This is a genomic window from Thermosynechococcus sp. B1, assembly GCF_030322985.1.
Classification (GTDB): Bacteria; Cyanobacteriota; Cyanobacteriia; order Thermosynechococcales; family Thermosynechococcaceae; genus Thermosynechococcus.
This window is the reverse complement of sequence record NZ_CP096573.1, coordinates 280,453-302,209: the sequence shown is the minus strand read 5'-3', so window position 1 is coordinate 302,209 and position 21,757 is coordinate 280,453. Positions and strand designations below refer to the sequence as shown.

The 21,757-nt window shown below is 54.4% G+C and carries 23 protein-coding genes; 9 read left to right on the top strand and 14 right to left on the bottom strand.

Annotation, left to right across the window (positions count from 1 at the left end; all coding sequences use genetic code 11):
• Positions 1-143: 143 nt before the first annotated feature.
• Positions 144-1,394, top strand: a complete 1,251-nt coding sequence (gene metK, locus M0644_RS01465) for a methionine adenosyltransferase (protein WP_149817504.1) — start codon at positions 144-146, stop codon at positions 1,392-1,394.
• 34 nt (positions 1,395-1,428) lie between these two features.
• Here the strand turns inward: metK and M0644_RS01460 are convergent, their stop codons facing one another.
• Positions 1,429-1,722, bottom strand: a complete 294-nt coding sequence (locus M0644_RS01460) for a hypothetical protein (protein WP_286626283.1) — start codon at positions 1,720-1,722, stop codon at positions 1,429-1,431.
• A 208-nt stretch (positions 1,723-1,930) separates the two neighbouring features.
• Between M0644_RS01460 and M0644_RS01455 the strand changes: the two genes are divergently transcribed.
• From M0644_RS01455 to M0644_RS01445, 3 genes are read left to right on the top strand one after another with little or no spacing between them, the layout of a single operon-like run.
• Positions 1,931-2,176 carry a DUF3134 domain-containing protein gene (locus M0644_RS01455; RefSeq protein ID WP_149817500.1) on the top strand — a complete coding sequence of 82 codons (246 nt, stop codon included), beginning with the start codon at positions 1,931-1,933 and terminating at the stop codon, positions 2,174-2,176.
• Positions 2,177-2,222: 46 nt separating this feature from the next.
• Positions 2,223-3,341, top strand: coding sequence for a phospho-N-acetylmuramoyl-pentapeptide-transferase (gene mraY / locus M0644_RS01450; RefSeq protein ID WP_286626282.1), 1,119 nt, complete (start codon positions 2,223-2,225; stop codon positions 3,339-3,341).
• Positions 3,342-3,354: 13 nt separating this feature from the next.
• On the top strand, positions 3,355-4,404 hold the full coding sequence (locus M0644_RS01445) for a zinc-binding dehydrogenase (protein ID WP_286626281.1): 1,050 nt from the start codon (positions 3,355-3,357) through the stop codon (positions 4,402-4,404).
• On the opposite strand, the gene M0644_RS01440 is transcribed toward M0644_RS01445, so the two are convergent.
• The 10 genes from M0644_RS01440 to petC all read right to left on the bottom strand — a co-directional run bounded on the left by M0644_RS01440 (position 4,405) and on the right by petC (position 13,555).
• Positions 4,405-5,577, bottom strand: coding sequence for a murein transglycosylase A (locus M0644_RS01440; protein ID WP_286626280.1), 1,173 nt, complete (start codon positions 5,575-5,577; stop codon positions 4,405-4,407). It abuts the gene before it with no gap.
• A 5-nt stretch (positions 5,578-5,582) separates the two neighbouring features.
• Positions 5,583-5,837 carry a hypothetical protein gene (locus M0644_RS01435; RefSeq protein WP_149817491.1) on the bottom strand — a complete coding sequence of 85 codons (255 nt, stop codon included), beginning with the start codon at positions 5,835-5,837 and terminating at the stop codon, positions 5,583-5,585.
• Between the two features lie 69 nt (positions 5,838-5,906).
• Positions 5,907-6,503, bottom strand: coding sequence for a tetratricopeptide repeat protein (locus M0644_RS01430; RefSeq protein ID WP_286626279.1), 597 nt, complete (start codon positions 6,501-6,503; stop codon positions 5,907-5,909).
• 270 nt (positions 6,504-6,773) lie between these two features.
• Positions 6,774-7,505 (bottom strand): triose-phosphate isomerase, encoded by a 732-nt coding sequence (tpiA, locus tag M0644_RS01425; protein WP_286626278.1) that lies wholly within the window; start codon positions 7,503-7,505, stop codon positions 6,774-6,776.
• A 96-nt stretch (positions 7,506-7,601) separates the two neighbouring features.
• Positions 7,602-7,919, bottom strand: coding sequence for a hypothetical protein (locus M0644_RS01420; RefSeq protein ID WP_286626277.1), 318 nt, complete (start codon positions 7,917-7,919; stop codon positions 7,602-7,604).
• An 83-nt stretch (positions 7,920-8,002) separates the two neighbouring features.
• The gene (locus M0644_RS01415) at positions 8,003-8,767 is read right to left on the bottom strand and encodes a MinD/ParA family protein (protein WP_149817487.1); all 765 of its coding nucleotides are present in this window, start codon (positions 8,765-8,767) and stop codon (positions 8,003-8,005) included.
• 118 nt (positions 8,768-8,885) lie between these two features.
• Positions 8,886-10,622 (bottom strand): ABC transporter ATP-binding protein, encoded by a 1,737-nt coding sequence (locus M0644_RS01410; protein WP_286626276.1) that lies wholly within the window; start codon positions 10,620-10,622, stop codon positions 8,886-8,888.
• Positions 10,623-10,625: 3 nt separating this feature from the next.
• Complete coding sequence (gene mnmE / locus M0644_RS01405; protein ID WP_149817482.1) at positions 10,626-12,035, bottom strand: tRNA uridine-5-carboxymethylaminomethyl(34) synthesis GTPase MnmE; 1,410 nt, start codon at positions 12,033-12,035, stop codon at positions 10,626-10,628.
• A 22-nt stretch (positions 12,036-12,057) separates the two neighbouring features.
• Entirely contained in the window at positions 12,058-12,993 is a 936-nt protein-coding gene (petA, locus tag M0644_RS01400; RefSeq protein ID WP_286626275.1) for a cytochrome f, read from the bottom strand.
• Between the two features lie 19 nt (positions 12,994-13,012).
• Positions 13,013-13,555, bottom strand: a complete 543-nt coding sequence (gene petC / locus M0644_RS01395) for a cytochrome b6-f complex iron-sulfur subunit (RefSeq protein ID WP_149817478.1) — start codon at positions 13,553-13,555, stop codon at positions 13,013-13,015.
• Between the two features lie 114 nt (positions 13,556-13,669).
• Between petC and M0644_RS01390 the strand changes: the two genes are divergently transcribed.
• The 4 genes from M0644_RS01390 (at position 13,670) to M0644_RS01375 (ending at position 15,597) form a co-directional block, all read left to right on the top strand.
• On the top strand, positions 13,670-13,990 hold the full coding sequence (locus tag M0644_RS01390) for a DUF3067 family protein (protein WP_149817476.1): 321 nt from the start codon (positions 13,670-13,672) through the stop codon (positions 13,988-13,990).
• Positions 13,991-14,220: 230 nt separating this feature from the next.
• Complete coding sequence (gene apcA, locus M0644_RS01385; protein ID WP_149817474.1) at positions 14,221-14,706, top strand: allophycocyanin subunit alpha; 486 nt, start codon at positions 14,221-14,223, stop codon at positions 14,704-14,706.
• 59 nt (positions 14,707-14,765) lie between these two features.
• Positions 14,766-15,251, top strand: a complete 486-nt coding sequence (gene apcB / locus M0644_RS01380; protein WP_149817471.1) for an allophycocyanin subunit beta — start codon at positions 14,766-14,768, stop codon at positions 15,249-15,251.
• Positions 15,252-15,393: 142 nt separating this feature from the next.
• Positions 15,394-15,597, top strand: coding sequence for a phycobilisome linker polypeptide (locus M0644_RS01375; protein ID WP_011056799.1), 204 nt, complete (start codon positions 15,394-15,396; stop codon positions 15,595-15,597).
• 144 nt (positions 15,598-15,741) lie between these two features.
• On the opposite strand, the gene M0644_RS01370 is transcribed toward M0644_RS01375, so the two are convergent.
• Together M0644_RS01370 and tatC are read right to left on the bottom strand one after the other, a co-directional pair.
• Positions 15,742-16,077, bottom strand: coding sequence for a carbon dioxide-concentrating mechanism protein CcmK (locus tag M0644_RS01370; RefSeq protein ID WP_149817469.1), 336 nt, complete (start codon positions 16,075-16,077; stop codon positions 15,742-15,744).
• Between the two features lie 195 nt (positions 16,078-16,272).
• Positions 16,273-17,091 carry a twin-arginine translocase subunit TatC gene (tatC, locus tag M0644_RS01365; RefSeq protein ID WP_149817467.1) on the bottom strand — a complete coding sequence of 273 codons (819 nt, stop codon included), beginning with the start codon at positions 17,089-17,091 and terminating at the stop codon, positions 16,273-16,275.
• Positions 17,092-17,403: 312 nt separating this feature from the next.
• Between tatC and mfd the strand changes: the two genes are divergently transcribed.
• Positions 17,404-20,832 (top strand): transcription-repair coupling factor, encoded by a 3,429-nt coding sequence (gene mfd, locus M0644_RS01360; RefSeq protein ID WP_286626273.1) that lies wholly within the window; start codon positions 17,404-17,406, stop codon positions 20,830-20,832.
• Here the strand turns inward: mfd and rfbD are convergent.
• Positions 20,829-21,722, bottom strand: coding sequence for a dTDP-4-dehydrorhamnose reductase (rfbD, locus tag M0644_RS01355; protein ID WP_286626272.1), 894 nt, complete (start codon positions 21,720-21,722; stop codon positions 20,829-20,831). The genes mfd and rfbD overlap by 4 nt on opposite strands.
• Between the last annotated feature and the right edge of the window lie 35 nt (positions 21,723-21,757).

Genomic DNA, 21,757 nt, shown 5'->3' with positions numbered 1-21,757 from the left:
CATCACAATCACTCGTGTGTCCTACTGCTCAGGTATAATCCTAGGATTTAGAAACCAATCCTTGTTTTTTAGTCAAAAGTCCGTGTTACCATAAACCAATTTCTTGCAGTTCTTTCAACAACCCATGCCATAGGAGTGCTATCTTGCGTTACTTATTTAGTTCGGAGTCCGTCACCGAAGGCCACCCCGATAAGATTTGCGACCAAATTGCCGATGCCATTCTCGATGCCCTCCTCACCCAAGACCCCCAGAGTCGCGTTGCTGCTGAGGTGGTGGTTAATACCGGTTTAGTCCTGATTACGGGGGAAATTACCACCAAGGCACAGGTCAACTACGTCAACCTAGCGCGGCAGAAAATCCATGAAATTGGCTACACCGATGCTGAAAATGGCTTTGCCGCCAATAGCTGTGCCGTTATCGTTGCCCTTGATGAGCAATCCCCCGATATTGCCCGAGGGGTGGACACGGCTCAAGAAGCACGGGAACGCCTCAGTGATGCCGAATTAGATCGCGTTGGCGCCGGTGATCAGGGCATTATGTTTGGCTATGCCTGCAATGAAACCCCTGAGTATATGCCCCTGCCCATTAGCTTGGCTCACCGCATGGCGCGTCGCTTGGCCGCTGTCCGCAAAACGGGTCAACTTCCTTATCTGCGTCCCGATGGCAAAACCCAAGTCACCGTCATCTATGAAGATGGCCAGCCGGTGGGCATTGATACCATCCTGATTTCCACCCAACACACGGCCACCATTGGTGACATCAGCGACGAAGCGGCCGTTCAAGAAAAGATTAAAGCCGATCTATGGGAAGCCGTCGTCAACCCTGTCTTTGCGGATCTGGCAATTAAACCCGATGACAAGACCCGCTTTCTCGTCAACCCCACGGGCAAATTTGTCATTGGTGGTCCTCAGGGGGATTCGGGACTCACAGGACGTAAACTCGTCGTTGATACCTACGGTGGCTATGCCCGTCACGGGGGCGGTGCCTTTTCCGGGAAAGACCCCACCAAGGTCGATCGCAGTGCTGCCTACATGGCTCGTTACATTGCCAAAAACATTGTGGCCGCAGGCCTAGCCGACAAATGCGAGTTACAGATTAGCTATGCCATTGGCGTTGCTCGCCCCATGAGCCTCTTTGTGGATACCTTTGGCACGGGTCAACTTGCCCCAGAGCAACTGCTGGAGTTAATTACAACCCACTTTGATCTGCGCCCCGCTGCCATTATCCAAACCTTTGGCCTGCGCCACTTGCCCCAAGATCGCGGTGGTCGCTTCTACCAAGATGTGGCTGCCTATGGTCACTTTGGGCGTCATGACCTCGACCTACCTTGGGAAAAACTCGATAAAGTCGCCGATCTGCAAGCCGCTGCCGCTCAATTTCTAAGCGCAGTCTAGGATCATATTGGGGGGGATTTCTCTCCCCCTTTGCTTATTGGGTGACTCGTTGCAGGCAGGTTTGTGCCGTGTTGGTGAGCATCTGGCGCACTTCGGGAGTGACATTGGTCTGTACATCTTCACCGATCGCCTGAAATTCTGCCAAGGTGAGCGAGGATTGCAGTTCATTGATCACACAGGTACAGTAGGCATTGCCGTATTGCGCCATCTGTGGCACCTGTTGTTGCAGGGCAGTGGTACATTCACTGGTAAATCGGGAAACCACTTCTGGGGGGTAGGGAGCAGCGATCGCCCCCCCGCCGAGGGACACCGCACTTAAAACCGTCAAAGAGATGGATGATTTTTTGAGTAAAGACATTGTTTCTATCCCTCGTGTATCAAAGTTTCATGCCCATTCTTTAGGGACTTCTCCAGTCTAGGCAGGTTCCAGAGAATGTGCCACTTTGGGCGATCGCCACAAAACGCAGATTTACATTCCTAGGGGCAAACGTTAAAGTAGAGGATTGGACTACTACAACACCGTTCACCTTAGCCCTATGACCCTATACAACCCCTCTTTGTACGAAGAACCCATTTCCCAAAAGAACTTAACCGCTGCGGGTCGTTCCGATCGCTCCATTTTGGAATGGTTACAGCAAACGGGTCGATTAATTGCCCGTGATGCCAATGAGACAGACCCGATCGTGGATAGCACCCTCGATGATATGGGTGAAATTGAGGAATTTGTTGGTGACTCCTTGGGCGATTACGACGAAGAAGATGACCTAGGGCTTGAGGAGTAGGGCACAGATCCCCCTATTATCGGAGTGATGTGCTAGAGCTATCCCCATGCCCTCCACCAAAACCACGGCTGCCATTGAACCCCGTTGGCTGACAGGACAGCGACTTTTTGGCCTTCTCGCTATTGGCCTGCTCATGGCTAGCATTGCCTACGATACAGGGGCAAACCACTGGCAACAGCCGTTGCAAACCTTGACACTGCCTTGGTTGCTGAGCTTTGCCATCGTTGCAGTTCTAGGGAGGGCCGTGGTGCCCCTGTTGCGGCGGTTGAAAACGGGGCAGATTATTCGCGAAGATGGCCCGCAATCTCACCTGCAAAAATCGGGCACACCGACAATGGGGGGAATCTTTTTTGTGCCGACAGGGTTAGGTCTAGCCCTCCTGTGGACTGGAGTTGCGCAGGGGAAAGTATCCGCAACGGTGGGGGCGATCGCCCTCCTTGTCCTCTGCTATGCCGCCATTGGCTGGTGGGATGACTGGCAAGTTCTGCGGCGTAAATCCAACAAAGGGTTATCGGCGCGGCTGCGACTCCTTCTTGAGGGGATTGGGGCAGCTCTTTTTTGTGCTTGGCTGGTCGGAAGCGATCCAACGGCAACGGTAGTGACCGCGCCTTGGGGCTGGGTTTGGCCTTTAGGGATTGCCTTTATCCCCTTGGCGATTTTTGTGCCGATGGCGGAAGGGAATGCCCTCAATCTCACCGATGGTCTCGATGGTCTTGCTGGTGGCACGGCAGCGATCGCCCTTCTCGCTTTAGGCATTATTCTGACCGCCCATCCCGATTTGCAAATTCTGGCAGTGGTCATGAGTGGTGCCTGTCTCGGCTTCCTTTGGCACAATCACCATCCGGCACGGGTGTTTATGGGGGATACGGGTTCCCTAGCCCTTGGGGCACTCCTAGCGGGCATTGGCTTGGCCAGTCATCACCTCTGGGAACTGTTGATTGTCAGTGGTCTTTTCTTTGTGGAGTCTCTCTCAGTCATTGCCCAAGTGCTCTACTACAAGGCAACCAAAGGTCCCGATGGCGTGGGCAAGCGGCTGCTGCGCATGGCCCCTCTACACCATCACTTTGAGTTGGGGGGCTGGTCAGAACTGCGGGTGGTGAGTACGTTTTATGGGTTGGTTGCCCTTTTGGGACTGCTCTGTGGCCTCCTGCAATGGTTGGCCTAATGGGGGAAGTGCAATGAAAGCAGCAGTGCTTTACGGCAAAGAAGATGTCCGCATTGAAAGCGTCGCCGATCCGATACCGGGGCCGGGGGAAGTGGTGATTCGTGTTCAGGCCGCCACTACCTGTGGTACCGATTTGAAGGTATGGCGGCGCGGCGGTCATGCACGGATGCTAACCCCACCGATTCTCTTTGGCCATGAAGCGGCCGGGGAAATTGTTGCCCTTGGGGCGGGTGTGACGGGATGGCGGGTGGGCGATCGCGTGGTAGCGAATAATTCTGCCCCCTGTGGCCAGTGTTTTTACTGCCAACGCCAAGCCTTTTCCCTGTGCCCCCATCTGGAGTTTAACAATGGCACGTTTGCCGAGTACCTAAAAATTCCCGCCAGCATTGTCCGCCAGAATCTGCTGCCTATTCCGGAGTCCCTCTCCTTTGCCTTGGCGGCGCTGACCGAACCCCTCGCCTGTGTCCTCCACGGTGTGGCTCGCTCTGGCTTTGACCCCGCAATGGTTGCGACTTGGCCGAGTCCACCGCAAATTGTGGTGCTGGGGGATGGTGCCATTGGCTTGATGTTTGTCGGTGTGCTGGCACAAGAGGGGGCACGGGTCTTCGCCTTTGGCGGTTCCGATCAGCGGCTGGCGATCGCCCGCACCTTTGGGGCAGAGCAAACGGTCAATCATCACCAGTGCAGTGATATTCCTACGGTGGTCAAAGACTGGACCCAAGGACGGGGTGCCGATATTGTCATTGAAGCCACTGGCGTACCTGAAGTCTGGGAAACGGCGATCGCCTGTGGTCGCCCCGGTGCCACCATTAACCTCTTTGGTGGCTGCCCCCGCGAAACTTCGATCCGCGTTGATACCGAACGCCTGCACTACGAAGAACTCACCCTCAAGGGGGTCTTTCACAACACACCCACCTTTGTCCGCCAAGCCCTGAAATGGATTGCCAGTGGTACACTGCCCTTCGAGAAACTGATTAGTGGCCAAGCCCCCCTCACGGAGATTGAAAACGTCCTCCAAGCAATGAAGGCGCGCCAAGTGATTAAAGTAGCACTGCACCCCTAGCTATTCCCGCAGGAGCAAATAGTACAACTGCCCCGGTGTATTGATCAGACCCGCCCGCGCTTTGGCCACCTCCCCCGTGCCCATGAAAATATCGACACGACCCGGCCCGCGAATGGCACTCCCCGTATCCTGATCCAAAACAAAACGGCTGACGGGGGTTTGCTGCCATTGGCCTTGGGCTTTGAGGGGAATTTTCGTGTTGATCAGCGCCAAGGCACCCGGAGGCATCAGGGACTTATCAGTGGCGATCGAACGCTCTGGAATCACCGGGGTTGAAAGACTACCCGTGGGGGGACGCCCTTGGGTGTGTTCAAAAAAGACAAAGCTGGCATTGCGGGGCAAGTAGCGATCTAACTCAGCGGGGTTGGCCTCAAAGTAAGCCATGAGGCGCGGTAGCGTCAGTTCCTCACGGAGAATTTTGCCATCGCGAATGAGTTCTTGGCCAATACTCGTGTAGGGGTGATTGGTCTTACCGGCATAGCCCACCGTAAAGCGGCGACCATCGGGCAGTTGCAGCTCAGCCGACCCTTGGACGTGAACCAGAAAGGCCTCTAGGCGATCGCGCAAATAGACCAGTTCCAGACCCCGCAAAGGCCCATTGCGCCACTGCTGACCATCCGCCCCTTCCAGTTCCAAGCGGGTTGGGTGCGGCTCTCGCCACTGCTCAAAATTGGGGGGGCGACGAAATAGGGGATAGCGGTATTCTACGGTGGGCACTAAGCTGGCACGATACGTCGGTGCATAATAGCCCGTGAAATCCACTCGCCCTTGGCCATCGGTGCCAATGGATTGATAAAAGACAAATTCTCGCTTGACAGATGCTTGCAGTTCTGCCGCAGAGCGACGGGTTTGTACCAGATGGCGAAAGCGTTCGAGGGAGCGGATCACTCGCTGATGGAGATTGGGGCCAAGGGCGGCGCCGGGTTGACCGGGAGCAGTGTAGGCAGCGTAGTCGCGGCGCGCTTTATCGGTGCGCAGGTAACGCAAACTATGATCAATCGCTTGCAGCAGTCGTGCTCGTTCCCTAGGGGATTGCCAGAGGGCCGTATCTAGGGCAACCGTTGGGGGCAGTTGGCTTTGGCGCGCTAAGGGAGCAACCGTTGGTGCTGTGGCGATCGCGCTCGTTGCGAGGATCACGACCCCCTGAACCCATCCTGCGAATAAACCCGCCATAGACGTTAGGCAAAGCGATCCACACTAGAGGCAAACACGGGTTCTACCCGAATTGCAAAGACTTTCGAGGGGCGCACCACCATGTATTCCCCTTGAATGTTTTTAATGGGAACGGAAATAAAGTCGTTGGAATCTGCTTTGGCCACTAACTCGTTGCTGTACCACTTCTGGAAGTCTTGAATGGTGGGGAAGCGCACCTCCTCACGGTGACCGCCATCCAGAAATAAATGCACCGCAAATTCAGAAGGGGTTCTGGGCATAGGCGCGATCGCTCATCCTTATCATGCACATTATCCCCCTATTATCGCCGCAATCGGTGGCTTCAGGTACTAGGGACCGCCAGTGAGGGGACGGGGGGCGCGATCGTAGTACTGGGCTGTCATCGCTGGGTTGAGAGCGCGAGCACGCTCATAGTCCCGTTGCGCCAATTCCACATTGCCACTATCGAAGTGAGCCATGCCCCGACTATAGTAGGCAGCAACAAATTGCGGATCCCGCGCTAGGGCAGCATCAAAGTCTGCAATCGCCGCTGTGTAGTTTTGCAGGGCAAGATAGGCCATGCCCCGGTTGTAGTAGGCGGCAATAAACTGTGGATCGTTGCGCAGCGCAGTGTTAAAGTCCGCGATCGCCCGCTGCATATCCCCTTGGTCATAGTAGGCTAGGCCGCGAGCAAAGTAGTAGTCAGCACTGGGGTTGAGTCTGATTGCTTGGCTAAAGGCATGAATGGCAGCGGCCAGATCACCCGTACCTTGGTGCATTAATCCCACGTTGTAGTAGTCCTCGGCACTGCGGGGCACAAGGCGTTGCAGTTCCTGAAGTTCAGGGGGGGTGAGGGTAGCGATCGCCATCGGCTGTGCCACAGCAGCACTGCTGAGACTAACAAAAGCAGCTAAAACTGTCAAAGCACTGAAGAGTTGTTGGCGCATCGTCGGCCTCCTTTCGGCATCGCTCAGCCTTACTTCGATCCTAAAAGAAAATGAAGAAATCGCCCAGCAAACGATAACAGTTGTAATAAATCGCTCGCTCCGATCCTTTTCTTAGCTGCATACACAGCATTGCGCTCTGGAGCGGTAGTGCATGCCATGCTTGGGAAAGGGCTGTATGTTGATATCTTTAAGTTTTTCTGCGCCGAGGGCAGTGCGCTGTCTCTTGGATAAGTGTGATCTGGGGCACTGACGCAGAACTGACGGTGATGTTCAAAGGGGCTTATAATTAACTATGCGCCCAAAACTCTCCGGTTGCAAACTAGCGCCACCCACCAGCACCCCATCAACTTCTGGCTGCGCCATGATCGCATCAATGTTGTTGGCATTCACCGAGCCACCGTACTGAATGGGAACATCGGGATTTTGTAACTTGCTACGAATCAGGCCAATGACACGGTTGGCTTCCGCTTCTTCACAGGTATCGCCCGTACCGATCGCCCAAATGGGTTCGTAGGCAATCACCAAATTGCTCTGATCGACATCCACCAAGTCCAGCGCCAACTGCTGAAGGATGTGGTTTTCCGTTTCGCCAGCATCCCGTTGGGCTTTCGTTTCACCGACACAGAGAATGGGGGTCAGGCCATAGTGTTGGGCAGCCTTGAGCCGTTGGTTGACCGTAGTATCCGTTTCCCCAAAATACTGCCGCCGCTCACTGTGGCCAACAATCACGTAGCGCACGCCCAACTCCACCAGCATCGGTGGCGAAATTTCCCCTGTAAACGCCCCTTGATCCGCCCAGTGGACATTTTGGGCACCCAGCTTCACCCGCGTTCCGTGCAGACTCTTGGACAATACACTTAAACAGGTGTAGGGAACACAGAGCACCACCTCGCGATCGCTGGGGGTGTCCACCAATTTCCCTAAGAACTCCTGTAGGAAGGCCACCGCCTCCTGTTGGGTTTTGTGCATTTTCCAGTTGCCAGCAAGAACTTTTGGGCGCACTCGTCCTGACTTTCCTCTGCGAAACTTAGCGTAATTAAGCGTACCACACGAGTTGCCTCATATAATTAGAGGTTTAACTGAGGAAGTAGATCAGACTTAACCCAGCTTGTCCCAAACCGCCGCAATTCGGGGAGATTGACGCTTGGGTTGCACGCGCGGGGTTCGCCGTCCGAGTTTGACTTGGTAGGTGTCGTTTTCAACTGTCACATAGCCGAGTTGGAGAACCTCTGCGAGGGTGGCACTGACCTCTTCCGCAGACCACTGCAACTGCTCAGCCAATTCTGGCACGCTGAAGGGCGTTGGCTGGCGCATCATCAGTGTCAATAGCGATCGCTGGCGATCGGGCAAAACCAGTAAATCTGCTGGATTGAGACCCCCACCGCAACCACTGCTAGCGTTTTGACTGTCTATCATTGGCAATGTTCCTCAATGGCAGTGACTGGCAGTGGCACTCGAGAAGGATCAAAATCAGTCAGTCTCCTTACTCCTAGGCTACCCTAATCCAACAGATGCTGCACAACACTCCTGACAACGAGACTGTAGGGATGCTCAGGGTAGCGTAAACAGAAAATATCGCTGCTCCCCAGTTGAAACATTTCTTCACAAACAGGTAGGATACCTGCAACTGGCACACCATAGGTCGTTTCCACCTGCTGCTTGAGGGAGTCCTTATTAAAGGCGCTGGGGACTTTGTTCACCACCATCACCATTTTTGGCACATCCAGCTGCCGCGCCACATCAACCGTGACCGCTGTTCCTTGAAAGTCTTGGCGATCGGGGCGCAGAATCAGCACCAAGGCATCGGAGACTGTAATCGAGAGCAGCGTTTCCTCGTTCAGCCCTGGGTGGGTATCAATGAGCAAAAAGTCGAGATTCAGCCCTTGGAGCAACTGCTGAAAACCGTCATTGAGCAAGCCGACATCGTAGCCTTCCCGCAGCACACGGGTAATTTCACTGGTTTTGAGGCTAGAGGGAATGAGATAGATTGCTCCTTTGGCTTGCTGGCCGTGAGCCGTAATCAGATGGCTGACATCCCGCGCCACATCAGTAATTTCACAGCGTCCCCACAGGTAGTCATTCAGGGCATGTTCCGTATCTTCCGACTCAAGGCCAAAGAGCACATGGATACCGGGGGATTGAATATCCGTGTCCACGATCGCCACCCGATAGCCCAAGGTTGCCAAGGTACAGCCTAGGTTTGCCGTTGTATTTGACTTGCCTGTGCCACCACGAAAAGAATGCACAGAAATAATGCTACCCATGGCTGTCCTCGCTAATTTAAGAATTCAACGTCTATTTTCACATCCTGCTGTTGAGGAAACAGCCCATAGCCATTCAAGTTACAGCTAGAGCCAAAGAACTCGCCCACTAGAGAAGGGGTTACTCTGTCTCTTGGAAGTACTGCTGAGCATAGAACTGGGCATAGCGGGAAGGCCGGGCAAGCAGTTCTTCGTGGCTGCCACTTTCAATGATCTGACCTTGCTCCAAGACAAGAATGCGATCGGCGCGACGAACCGTGGCTAAACGGTGGGCAATAATAAAGACGGTGCGCCCCTTCATTGCTTTCTCCAAAGCACTTTGCACCAAGGCTTCCGATTCAGAGTCCAAAGCAGAGGTGGCCTCATCCAAAATTAAGATCCGTGGATCGGCATAAACTGCACGGGCGATCGCCAGTCGTTGGCGTTGACCCCCAGAGAGATTAATCCCCCTTTCCCCGACCCATGTCTGATAGCTATCGGGACACTGAGTAATAAAGTCATGGGCATTAGCGATTTTGGCTGCCTCAATCAGTCGCTCCCAATCGGGTTCAGCATAACCAAAAGCAATGTTGTGGGCGATCGTCCCTGAAAAAAGAATTGTTTCTTGGGGAACAATACCGATTTGCCGCCGCAGGCTTTTCAGCGTCACCGTTTTAATATCAATGCCGTCAATCAACACTTTTCCCGCTTGGGGGTCATAAAACCGGGGCAAGAGGTTAACAATGGTGGATTTACCTGCTCCTGAATGTCCTACAAGAGCAATCACCTCGCCCGGCTCCGCCAAGAGATTAAAGTCCTTGAGCACGGGACGCTCTGGATCATAGCCAAAGCACACATCTAGGTATTGCACTTTGCCAGAAATGGGGGGTAGGGGCTGCGCATGGCTCATTTCCTTGATCGTGGGTTCGAGAGCCAACAGGCCAAAGCTACGCTCCACCGACGCCTGTGCCATTTTGAGTTCATTGTAATCAGCAGAAATCATATTAATGGGTTCCATCAGTAGCGCTACTGCGGCAACAAAGCTGAGGAACTGCGGCCCTGTGAGATGACCGGCATTGATTTGCCACGCCCCCAAGATAAAGAGCAGCATAATGCTCAGGGCCTCAAGAAACCCCACCACCGGGTATTGCATTGACTTAATGCGTTCGGCACGGTAGCGAGCACGACGGTTCATATCAGCCTGCTGTTCAAACTGCTCTACGGCATAGTCCTCAGCCGCAAACGCCTTAATCAGACGAATCCCCGAAAAAATCTCCGTGAGGTGGGAGGCTAAATCGGCAATGCGGGCTTGACTCAGGCGCGACTGTCGCAACAACCGATTGCCAAACCAAGCGATGAGAAACGTCATCAGCGGCGCAATGATCATCGTCCCCAATGTCAGTTGCCAGTTGAGGTAGAACATATAACCAATGACCGCAACTGTGGTTAAAGTTGAGGGGATGAGGCGATGAAAACTGCTATTGACCATGACGCCAATGCGATCCACATCCTCAGTGAGGCGGTAGGTGAGATCGCCGGTCGCTGCCTTTTCAAAATAGTCCACCCCCAAACGATGCAGATGACGGTACAGCCGCACCCGAATGTCATAGACAATCCGTAGGGAAATATCGGACATTAGGACATCTTGGCCAAATTGGCAAAAACTACGACCGACAAACAGCAGCGAGGAGGCTGCACACCATTGAATCAGGCCTATCAAATCCCCTGCCCCGATGAGCTTCGCCGCTTGGCCAATCAGGTAGGCGATCGCCGGCATGGTCGAGACGTAGCCGAGGGTACACAAAAAAGCGACCAGCAACCGTCGCCGATAGGGAAGGATATAAGCAAGTAACGGCCGGTAGCTGGTATTCCAAAGCATGGGCTATTTTCCAATGCAAAAACGGCTAAAGATTTGTTCTAGCACAGACTCAGTCACCTCTTCCCCGGTTAGGGTACCAAGGGCACGAGCGGCAGCATGCAGGTCAATTGTCCAAAAATCAAGGGGGAGTTGGGCATCAATGGCCGCAAGCACATGATTCAGGGATTGGTGAACCTGCTCCAAGAGCGCGGCTTGACGTTGGTTGATGGCAAAGTCTAGGTTGGCGGCGGTAACCCCTTGGCCTTGGACAAGGTCTAAAATGGCGTCCTCGAGAGACTCAATTCCCCTTTGACTGAGGGCCGAGAGCAGCACAGTGGGAATGGGGGCAATGGGCAATGGAATATCCTGAACCTCTACGGTTTCGCTGAGGAGATCAGCTTTATTCAAAACCACCAAGACGGACTGAGGCGCTTGCTGCCGCCGCTGCTGCAGCTCGAGTTGGTCGTAAATCTCCTGATCGGCGGCTGTCCACCCTTGACTGGCATCAATGACAAGGAGGATGAGATCAGCACTGGCTGCGGCTTGGCGCGATCGCTGGACGCCAATTTGTTCCACCAAGTTATCGGTCTCGCGAATGCCGGCCGTATCAAGGACTTGGATTGGAATGCCACCGACAACCAATTGGGACTCGACAATATCGCGGGTGGTGCCGGGTAAATCTGTAACAATGGCGCGATCGCTACGGCTCCAAGCATTGAGCAGACTCGACTTACCGACATTGGGGCGACCCACAATGGCCACTTTTAGCCCAGTGCGGATCAGTGCTCCCCGTTCTGCCGTGGCCAAAAACGCTGCTACTTGGTGTTGCAACTGACGAATGTCCTCAGCAATGGCTGCGGGGTCAAGGGGGGGTAGCTCGTCCGTAAAATCGAGTCGCGCTTCAATTTCCGCCAAGAGGGATAAACAGGTCTGACGAATCTGCTTGAGGGGGCGGGCGAATTTTCCTGTCAGACCCGCCAAAGCAATTTGAGCGGCGGTTGTGGATTGGGCAGCCACCAGTTCGGCCACACTCTCGGCTTGGGTGAGATCAAGGCGACCGTTGAGGAAGGCGCGCAGCGTAAATTCCCCCGGCTCGGCGAGGCGTGCCCCTGCGGCGACACACAGTTGCAGCACGCGCTGGACAGGGATGAGGCCACCATGACAGTGGAATTCCACCACATCTTCGCGGGTGTAGGAGCGGGGCGCCAGCATTAACAGCAGGAGGGCTTCATCGACCCGTTCTCTGGTTTGGGGGTCGCGGACATAGCCATAGAGAATGCGATGGGATTCCCAAGGCTGCTTGCCGGGGGCTTCAAATAAAGACTGGGCGATCGCGACTGCTTTGGCGCCTGAGAGACGGACAATGCCAATACTCCCTTGCTGGGGCACAATAGCCGTGGCGATCGCCACAATCGTGTCATGGAGGGATTGCACTACCGTGGGTGATAGGACTCCTTTAGAGACTCATCTCGGCGGCTTGCACTTTCTCCACTTGTTTCTTCTTCAGAACCAGCAGAATTTGCGAGAGGGTAATGGCGGCAAAGAAGACCAACAGCCACTTAATGCGGTTGGGATCCTGCAGGACAATTTCCGTATCCTTTTGCCCAAAACCACCCACATTGGGATTGTTGGTGAGGGCTTCACCCGCTGCCACCGTTTGGCCTTCACTGACAATGAGGTCAGGGCCAGCGGGAATGGTCTCTGTCACTGCTTCACCACTCTCGGGGGTGATCACCACCGCAGTACTGCCATCGGGGTTAGCGGTAATACTGGTAATCGTGCCCGCGATCGGTGCAGTAAAGACGTTATTGTTGCTCTTTTCACCATTGGGATAGACTTGGCCGCGACCGCGGTTGCCCCCGGCGTGAACGGAGTATTTACCGAAGTGGATCGATTTATCCGTGGCAGGGTTGGGGGCGAGGACGGGGAAAACAATTTCCTGATACTGCTCACCCGGTAAGGGCCCCACCAGAATAATGTTTTGCTTGTCCTCACTGTAGGGCTGGTAGTAAATGCCGCTGGTTTTGGCTTGTAACTCCTCGGGAATGCGATCGGGAGGAGCAATTTTGAAACCCTCGGGCAGCATGAGAACTGCACCGACATTCAGACCGCCCTTAGAGCCATCCCCCAGCATCTGTTGCACACGGGTGTCGTAGGGAATTTTCACCACGGCTTCAAAGACGGAATCGGGGGTGACGGCTTGGGGCACTTCCACTTGGGTGGGTTTGGCGGCGAGGTGACAGTTGGCACAGACAATTCGCCCAGTCGCTTCGCGAGGACTGTCATAGCCCTGCTGGGCATAAAATGGATAGGCCTGTGCTTGCGGTGACCAAAGAAGCACACTGGCGGCAAGGGCGATCGCCAGCGTCAACGATTTGAAAAAGCGTTTCATACCACTCCCTAATTTCTTTTTACGTCCACCAAGGTTCTTTGCCCGTGCGGAAATCGGTTTCCGTCCAAGGGGTAAACACCAGTTTGTCATCTTCGGTAACCGTGGCATTCACCAGTGCCAAGGAGAGGGGAGCAGGGCCACGCACCACTTTACCCGTGCTGTCGTATTGAGAGCCGTGGCAGGGGCAAATGAACTTGTTTTCACTGACATTCCAAGGCACCACGCAGCCAAGGTGAGTGCAGACGGCATTCAAGCCGTAATTGGCAATTTGGTGATCCTCAGTAACAATCACGTAGGTGGGATCCCCTTTAATCCCTTGGGCAAGGGAGCGATCGCCCGGCAGGTGCTTCGTCAGGTAGTCGGAAACCTTAATATCGTTGCCTAATGCATCCTTGGCAACCACACCACCACCCGTGCCGCCACTGGAGGGCGGAATGAAATACTTGACGACAGGGTACAGAGCGCCCAACGCTGTACCGGTAATGGTACCAAACGTCAGCAGGTTCATAAACTGTCGCCGCCCCATATCGGGCACATCAGACATTCCAGAAACTTGAGCCATGGTTTACGCTTATTTACTAAGGAATCGAAACGAACAGCCGTAAAATAATTACGTTTGTTAACTATTATCACACTGTCCGAGCCGTCCTAGCCGCAAGGGCTGAAATTCTTGCCAATGCTGACGCCCCTCACTGGTGATGAACTCCATGCCTTGCTCCTGCGCAAATGGGGGCGCTCCTTTGACCTTCAGTTTCGCCGCGTGGGCGATCGCATCTTTTTGCAGGTGATGTGGCGCTACCTCGAGCAGGCCTCCTATCCCGATACGCCTGAAGATTATGCCGCCCACCTTGGGGCGATCGCCCAGCACCTCAATGACTGGGGCTGTGCCCAGCAAGTTTGCACCTTTATTGAGACCACCCGTGAGAAACCCCGCCTCGGCAAAGCCGTGAATATTCCCCTCAACCTTGGCACCCGCATTATCGAATGGCTGGAATAGCTGCCCTTAGCAGATTTTTGAAAAAATGTTAAGAATGTTAAAAAGGATTGCGATGATGTGGGAGATGTCCCCCCTATGCCTGAGAATGTTTGCGGAAGGTTACGTCAGCCCGTCGGGTCCATCGCCGTACCTATCTCTCCTACAGGAGTGCGGTGAGTCGTAACATTTCCAATGGCAGATGCCACATTATCAAGACCCTTGTTTTACAATTCCAACTTTGGAGGAACTCAATGAGCGTCGTCACGAAATCGATCGTGAATGCAGATGCCGAGGCCCGTTACCTCAGCCCCGGTGAACTGGATCGCATTAAAAGCTTTGTCAGCACCGGCGAGCGTCGTCTGCGCATTGCCCAAACCCTGACCGAAAACCGCGAGCGGATTGTCAAGCAAGCGGGCGATCAACTCTTCCAAAAACGGCCTGATGTGGTCTCCCCCGGTGGCAATGCCTACGGTGAAGAAATGACCGCCACCTGCCTGCGTGACCTCGACTACTACCTGCGGCTTGTGACCTACGGTATTGTTGCGGGTGATGTCACCCCCATCGAAGAAATTGGTTTGGTGGGTGTGCGTGAAATGTACAACTCCCTCGGCACCCCCATTCCTGCCGTGGCCGAAGGGATCCGCGCCATGAAGAACGTTGCTTCCTCGCTGCTGTCTGCAGAAGATGCCGCTGAAGCCGGTTCTTACTTTGACTTCGTGATTGGCGCCATGCAGTAGGTCGCCTCAGCATCCTTCATTGATCCATCATCCAAATCAGTTTTTGAGGAAAAAGAACTATGCAAGACGCGATTACCGCTGTCATCAACGCCTCTGACGTGCAAGGCAAATACCTCGACACCGCCGCCATGGAGAAGCTGAAAGCTTACTTCGCAACGGGCGAACTACGGGTGCGTGCTGCGACCGTGATCAGCGCCAATGCCGCCAATATCGTCAAGGAAGCAGTGGCCAAATCTCTGCTCTACTCTGACATCACCCGTCCCGGTGGCAACATGTACACCACCCGTCGCTATGCGGCCTGTATCCGTGACCTCGACTACTACCTGCGCTATGCCACCTATGCCATGCTGGCTGGGGATCCTTCCATCCTCGATGAGCGGGTGCTCAATGGGTTGAAAGAAACCTACAACTCCTTGGGTGTGCCCATCGCTGCCACTGTGCAAGCCATCCAAGCCATGAAAGAAGTCACCGCCAGCTTGGTGGGTGCCGATGCCGGCAAAGAAATGGGCATCTACTTTGACTACATCTGCTCTGGCTTAAGCTAAGTACAGCTCTCCAGTCGCACATCTGTCTGGGAGTTAGGGGTTAGAGTGTCAGCCTGTCATGGCAATTGTGCTTAAACAGTCTGAGTCTGGCCTTTAGCTCCCAGACGTGTAATCACCCCACATAGATTTGGAGTCCCATCCCATGCGCATGTTCAAAATTACTGCCTGTGTGCCGAGTCAAACCCGTATTCGCACCCAGCGCGAACTGCAAAACACCTATTTCACAAAACTGGTGCCCTACGAAAACTGGTTCCGCGAGCAACAACGCATCCAAAAAATGGGTGGCAAAATTGTGAAAGTGGAACTGTTTACGGGTAAGCCGGGGGTCAACACCGGTCTAGCCTAGGTATCCCTCTAAAACTGTTTCCTAGCGATTTTGCGGCTTCACTGTTGAGATAGTTGATTGGGGGGGTTCTCCCTTCTGAGCCAATTATCTGGGCGGTGGAGCTTTGCGCATTAGAGAAGCTTTAGAGAACTTTTCCTAGGGCTGCTAAACGAGAAAACGCTCCCAGCCATCGCCATATTGGAACCGCATTTTCGGGAAAACGGCCTCTAAATTCCCGTGGGGGCGCGGGATCACCGTTGACGACAGATAGAGCGTTTTTTCCTTAGGACTTTGAGCTGGAATTTTCTTGGCGGCTTCCACACCCGCTGCAACCGCAATTTGCACTTCAGAAACGTCGCCGCGCACAATAATCGTCAGGCGAGCACCACTAACTACTTCATAGCCCACAAGGGTAACACGCGCCGCTTTCACCATCACATCGGCAACGGCTAAGGCAGGGGGATGACCCAGTACTTCTACCATCCCAAGGGCAATGGGCATGAAGACCGCTCCTAAACACAAAAATTTGTTAAAGTAATGCCATTTTTGCGATCGCGAAGGGATGCACTAATTTGGCAACATCAGCATATCATCTCTATTGAGAGCCTTGATAAGTTCGAGGGGCGATCGCCATAATTGATTTTTATCGCCAAAATCATCTTTTCTGATTGAGTCTTTTTTGGGGGTATTGCAAGTTTAAGCCTCAGAACGCCCCACCCCCATCAGCTTGGCCAAGCCAATCCCCGTAAAGTAGAGGGCAAGCAGAGCACCCGCCAACAGTCCTTGAGTAATCGGATCAATGGAGGGGGTCAAAACCGCTGCCACGGCTACGGCAATAATCACCACGTAGCGCCATTGGCTGAGCATTTGCGGGATGGAAACAATCCCGAGGGCAATGAGGACCAACTGGAGAATCGGGACTTGGAAGGCGAGGCCGGTGGCAAGGAGCAATAGCAAAATAAAATCTACATAGCGATCGATCGACCACAGTTGCTCAACCACATCTGCCCCATAGTTAATGAAAAAGCCAAGGGCTGCGGGTGCCAAGAGGGTATAGGCAAAGGCCAAACCGGCAATAAAGAGAATGGATGAACCAAAAACCACCGGTGCCAGCAAGCGTTGCTCACGTCGTGTCAATCCCGGCAGGATAAAACGGATGGCTTGGTAGAGAATCATCGGCGTCGCTAGGAGGATGCCACTGTAGGCCGCCGCTTTACAGGAGACAAAAAAGTACTCCCCCGGACTGAGTTGCAGGAATTTCGCACCATGGGCTGGTTTTTCAAGGAACTGAATGATCCAGCGGACTTGGGTAAAGCAGAGAACAATGGTGACAGCAACAGTGCCGAGGACAACAAAGAGCCGCTGTCGCAACTCCTCAAGGTGATCCCAGAGGGACATTTCCACTTCATTGGGCAGTTCATCCTCAGGGTCAATGGGGTCGCTTGCCTCAAGGGTGCTGTCAACAATCGCTGAGGATTCTGGAGCCGGACTATCAATATCGGGCGATCGCGTCATTCAATCTCTGCAATTCCTACTCTTTCACAATTATGAAGGAAGTGCCCACGGGGTTCCACCCTCTCTTCAGCAGTGATGTAGCTCTTTTTACAGGGATGGCACACACTGAAAACAGCCAAAGTGGCTACCAAACAGGAGCATCCCCCCTTCTTTACCCCCTAATTGTCGAAAAGCGCTTTAGCTAGAGTTTTCTGAACCCTTGTCCTGCTTTTTACAATGATAGGAGAGCGTAAGAATTATAATGCGTTAGCGCTGCCCCAAGGGGTCGCAATTCAATTCTGAAGTCTTGATCACCTGCACTGACACTCGTCTATGTCCTTAATGGCAATTCCCCGCAGTTGGGGTAAGCTGCCGCTGACAGCTGAACTGCTCAGCAAATTACAACACCAACGGGAACTGGTCCTCACGGGGATGCCCCGCCTTGTCAAGGGCTTTGTGGCCACCACATTGGCGCAGCAGAGTCAGCAATCGCTGTGTGTGATTACTTCCACTCTAGAGGAGGGGGGACGCTGGGCGGCGCAATTGGAACTGATGGGTTGGGAGGCGGTGCTCTTTTACCCGACATCGGAGGCCTCTCCCTATGACCCCTTTGACTTGGAAGCGGAGATGGTCTGGGGGCAACTGCAAGTTCTAGTCGAGAGCGATCGCCCCAATATTGCAATTGTCACCACGGAACGGGCACTGCAACCCCATTTACCCCCACCAGAGCAGTTTCGTGCCGCCTGTCTAACTTTAGAGGTGGGTCAAGAGCACTCCCTAGGGGAAGTGGCCACCGCCTTGGCAGCCCTTGGTTATGAGCGGGTTTCTCTCGTGGAAACGGAAGGCCAGTGGAGTCGGCGCGGCGACATTGTGGATATTTTCCCCGTCTCGGCGGAGCTACCGGTGCGCTTGCAGTGGTTTGGCGATGAGATTGAGTCCATTCGCGAGTTTGATCCAGCCAGTCAACGCTCCCTACACACCGAGGGCGATCGCCTTGATGCCCTTGCGCAGGTAACCCTGACGCCCATTAGTTTTACTCCCCTGATTGCCCAAGCCCTGCGGGCAGCGGATCACGCCCATCTCATTTCAGAGGATCAAGAGGGATTGCGGCGCTATCTGGGGGTGGCTTTTCCGCAACCGGCTTCGCTCTTGGATTATTTGCCTGCCCAAACCCTCATTGCCGTGGATGAGCCGCCCCTCTGTGCTGCCCATGGCGATCGCTGGTATGAGCACAGTCAAGCCTACTGGCAAAGCCTTGAAACGCCACCCCCCCCCATCCATCGTCCGTGGTCAGCCAGTGTCCAAGCCCTCGAGCGGTTTCAACGGGTGCACCTCTACGAACTGGCCAGTGAGGGACTCGGTCTCAATTTATCAGCACGGGCGATTCCAGCCATTCCCCACCAATTTGGTCGCTTGGCGGCAACCCTGCGGGAGGAACGGGACAAGGGGTACACCGTGTGGTTAGTCTCTGCGCAGCCGAGTCGCTCTGTAGCCCTGTTGCAGGAGCATGATTGCCCCGCCCAGTTTGTGCCCAATCCCAAGGACTTTCCGGCCATTGATAAGCTGCAACAGCAGCGACTGCCCATTGCCTTGAAGGCCAGTGGTCTAGCGGAAATTAGTGGCTTTATTTTGCCTACGTTCCGCACGGTGCTGGTGAGCGATCGCGAGTTCTTTGGTCAGCACAACTTGGTCAACCTTGGCTATGTGCGCAAACGCCGCCGCGCTGCTGCCAAACAGGTGGATCTCAACAAGCTCCAGCCGGGGGACTACGTCGTCCATCGCCAACACGGCATTGGTCAGTTCCTGCGCCTAGAAACGCTAACGATTAACAACGAAACCCGCGAGTATCTCGCCCTGCAATATGCCGATGGCATTCTCCGCGTTGCCGCCGATCAACTCAACAGCCTCTCCCGCTACCGTAAGCAAAGCGATGGCGTTCCCCAACTCAATAAGTTAACGGGCAACACTTGGGAACGTACCAAAGCCCGGGTGCGCAAGGCCATTAAGAAAGTGGCGGTGGATCTGCTGCAACTCTATGCCCAACGTGCCCAACAACAGGGCTTTGCCTTCCCTCCAGATACACCGTGGCAGCAGGAAATGGAGGACTCGTTTCCCTATCAGCCCACCCCGGATCAACTCAAGGCCATCCAAGAGGTCAAGGCCGATATGGAGAGCGATCGCCCCATGGATCGGCTGGTCTGCGGTGATGTTGGCTTTGGCAAAACCGAAGTGGCCATTCGCGCTATTTTCAAAGCCGTGATGGCAGGCAAACAGGTGGCTGTTCTTGCCCCGACGACAATCCTAACGCAGCAGCATTACCACACCCTCAAGGAACGCTTTGCTCCCTATCCGATTCAAGTGGGGCTGCTCAACCGTTTCCGCACCGAGAGTGAGCGGCAAGAGATCCTGCAAAAGCTGAAAACGGGCGAAATGGATGTTGTCGTTGGGACGCACCAGCTCCTGAGCAAGAGCGTTAAATTTCGGGACTTAGGGCTACTGGTGGTGGATGAGGAACAACGCTTTGGCGTCAACCAAAAGGAGAAAATCAAAGCTCTCAAAATCCAAGTGGATGTGCTCACCCTCAGTGCAACGCCAATTCCCCGCACCCTCTATATGGCTCTGTCGGGGGTTCGAGAAATGAGTCTAATCACCACACCACCCCCCTCGCGGCGCCCGATTCAAACCCACCTTGCTCCCTATGACCCAGAAACGGTGCGCAGTGCGATTCGCCAAGAATTGGATCGGGGGGGTCAAGTTTTCTATGTTGTGCCGCGGGTTGCGGGAATTGAGGAGGTGGCGGCAAAGCTGCAAGGGATGGTGCCCAGTGCCCGTATTCTCATTGCTCACGGCCAGATGGCAGAAGGAGAACTGGAATCCACGATGCTTGCCTTTAGCAATGGTGAAGCCAATATTCTGGTGTGTACGACCATCATTGAGTCCGGCTTAGATATTCCCCGTGTGAATACGATTTTGGTGGAGGATGCGCAGCGGTTTGGCTTGGCACAGCTTTATCAACTGCGGGGTCGGGTTGGCCGAGCGGGCATTCAAGCCCATGCGTGGTTGTTTTATCCCCGTCAAGAGGTGCTGACTGAGGCGGCACGCCAACGGCTGCGGGCTATTCAGGAGTTTACCCAACTGGGATCGGGCTACCAACTGGCAATGCGAGACATGGAAATTCGCGGTGTGGGCAATCTCCTAGGGGCGGAGCAGCACGGTCAACTGGACAGTGTTGGCTTTGATTTGTACGTGGAACTGCTCGAGGAGGCGATCGCTGAAATTCGTGGCCAAGAGATTCCCGCCGTTGACGATACCCAAGTGGATCTCAATGTCACTGCCTTTATTCCCGCTGACTATATGCCCGATTTGGAGCAAAAGATGGCCGCCTACCGCGCGGTGTCCGCTGCAACGACAAAAGAAGACTTGAGGCAATTGGCAGCAGAGTGGAGCGATCGCTATGGGGCATTGCCCAAATCAGTTCAGCAACTGCTGCGGGTTGTGGAACTCAAACAACTGGCGCGCCAGTGTGGCATTAGCCGCATTCGTCCGGAAGGCAAGCAACATGTGATCTTGGAAACTCCGATGGCTGAACCCGCATGGAAACTGCTCCTAGAGCAACTGCCCACGCATCTCCAAAGTCGGTTTGTCTACAGTCAGGGCAAAATTACCGTGCGGGGTCTAGGGACGCAACCGGTGGAGAAACAACTGGAGCAACTCATTGACTGGTTCAGCCAAATGAAAACAACCGTTGCGACACCCCCCTAAAGCACGGATTGCGGATCTAGTTGGTCTAAAAGGGGCTGAAGAACCGCTTCCCATGAGGGGAGGGAAGTCCCCAAAACCGCCTCCAACTTCTCGCAGGTCAGGGTAGAAAAGGCGGGTCGCTTGGCCGGTGTCGGATACTCACTGCTGGGAATCGCCTCTAGGGTGGCAGTTGCATAGCCTTTGGCACGCAGGTGATCAAAAATTTTTACCGCAAAGCCATACCAACTGGTACTGCCGCGGGGCGTCAGGTGATAGAGACCGCTCAGGGAGGGATCCGCCTGCCAGCGTTCCAACAGTTGATAGGTGACTTGGGCAATGAAGGGGGCAGCCGTGGGCGTGCCGATTTGATCGGCAACGACCCGAACGAGAGGACGGGTTTGGGCAAGGCGAACCATGGTGCGCAAAAAGTTCTTGCCCCGCAGGTCATACACCCAACTGGTGCGCAAGATTAGATGGGCGGGGTGATGGGTGGCGATCGCCTGCTCTCCTAGCCACTTACTATAGCCATAGGCATTGAGGGGGGCAGGGGCATCGGTTTCGCGATAGGGTCGCGATTGAGTACCAGCAAACACATAATCCGTCGAGTAGTGAATCAACAGCCCACCCAAGGCGGCCATCGTTTCTGCCAAAAGACCCACGGCAGTGCCATTCATCCGCTGTGCCCGTTCCGGTTCCTGTTCCGCCTGATCTACAGCAGTGTAGGCCGCCGCATTGATGACCACATCGGGGCAAAGGGTTTTTACCAGGTTGGGAATGGCCTCTAAATCTTCCAAGTCCAGCGTTACGGCAGTGCCTTGGCGAGCAATGGGAATGACTTCAACGCCGGGGGGTGCCTGCTGCACCAATTGCCAGCCCACCTGCCCCGTTGCCCCCAAAATGACTAGGCGCATTTTCCGCCCTCCTTGAGGATGAACTGATTGTTAAA

Coding starts and splice junctions, on each gene's coding strand:
- M0644_RS01455 (WP_149817500.1), top strand. CDS start 1,931: ATGACCCTATACAACCCCTCTTTGTACGAAGAACCCATTTCCCAAAAG.
- mraY (WP_286626282.1), top strand. CDS start 2,223: ATGCCCTCCACCAAAACCACGGCTGCCATTGAACCCCGTTGGCTGACA.
- M0644_RS01445 (WP_286626281.1), top strand. CDS start 3,355: ATGAAAGCAGCAGTGCTTTACGGCAAAGAAGATGTCCGCATTGAAAGC.
- M0644_RS01440 (WP_286626280.1), bottom strand. CDS start 5,577: ATGGCGGGTTTATTCGCAGGATGGGTTCAGGGGGTCGTGATCCTCGCA.
- M0644_RS01435 (WP_149817491.1), bottom strand. CDS start 5,837: ATGCCCAGAACCCCTTCTGAATTTGCGGTGCATTTATTTCTGGATGGC.
- M0644_RS01430 (WP_286626279.1), bottom strand. CDS start 6,503: ATGCGCCAACAACTCTTCAGTGCTTTGACAGTTTTAGCTGCTTTTGTT.
- M0644_RS01420 (WP_286626277.1), bottom strand. CDS start 7,919: ATGATAGACAGTCAAAACGCTAGCAGTGGTTGCGGTGGGGGTCTCAAT.
- M0644_RS01415 (WP_149817487.1), bottom strand. CDS start 8,767: ATGGGTAGCATTATTTCTGTGCATTCTTTTCGTGGTGGCACAGGCAAG.
- M0644_RS01410 (WP_286626276.1), bottom strand. CDS start 10,622: ATGCTTTGGAATACCAGCTACCGGCCGTTACTTGCTTATATCCTTCCC.
- petA (WP_286626275.1), bottom strand. CDS start 12,993: ATGAAACGCTTTTTCAAATCGTTGACGCTGGCGATCGCCCTTGCCGCC.
- petC (WP_149817478.1), bottom strand. CDS start 13,555: ATGGCTCAAGTTTCTGGAATGTCTGATGTGCCCGATATGGGGCGGCGA.
- M0644_RS01390 (WP_149817476.1), top strand. CDS start 13,670: ATGCTGACGCCCCTCACTGGTGATGAACTCCATGCCTTGCTCCTGCGC.
- apcA (WP_149817474.1), top strand. CDS start 14,221: ATGAGCGTCGTCACGAAATCGATCGTGAATGCAGATGCCGAGGCCCGT.
- apcB (WP_149817471.1), top strand. CDS start 14,766: ATGCAAGACGCGATTACCGCTGTCATCAACGCCTCTGACGTGCAAGGC.
- M0644_RS01375 (WP_011056799.1), top strand. CDS start 15,394: ATGCGCATGTTCAAAATTACTGCCTGTGTGCCGAGTCAAACCCGTATT.
- M0644_RS01370 (WP_149817469.1), bottom strand. CDS start 16,077: ATGCCCATTGCCCTTGGGATGGTAGAAGTACTGGGTCATCCCCCTGCC.
- tatC (WP_149817467.1), bottom strand. CDS start 17,091: ATGACGCGATCGCCCGATATTGATAGTCCGGCTCCAGAATCCTCAGCG.
- mfd (WP_286626273.1), top strand. CDS start 17,404: ATGTCCTTAATGGCAATTCCCCGCAGTTGGGGTAAGCTGCCGCTGACA.
- rfbD (WP_286626272.1), bottom strand. CDS start 21,722: ATGCGCCTAGTCATTTTGGGGGCAACGGGGCAGGTGGGCTGGCAATTG.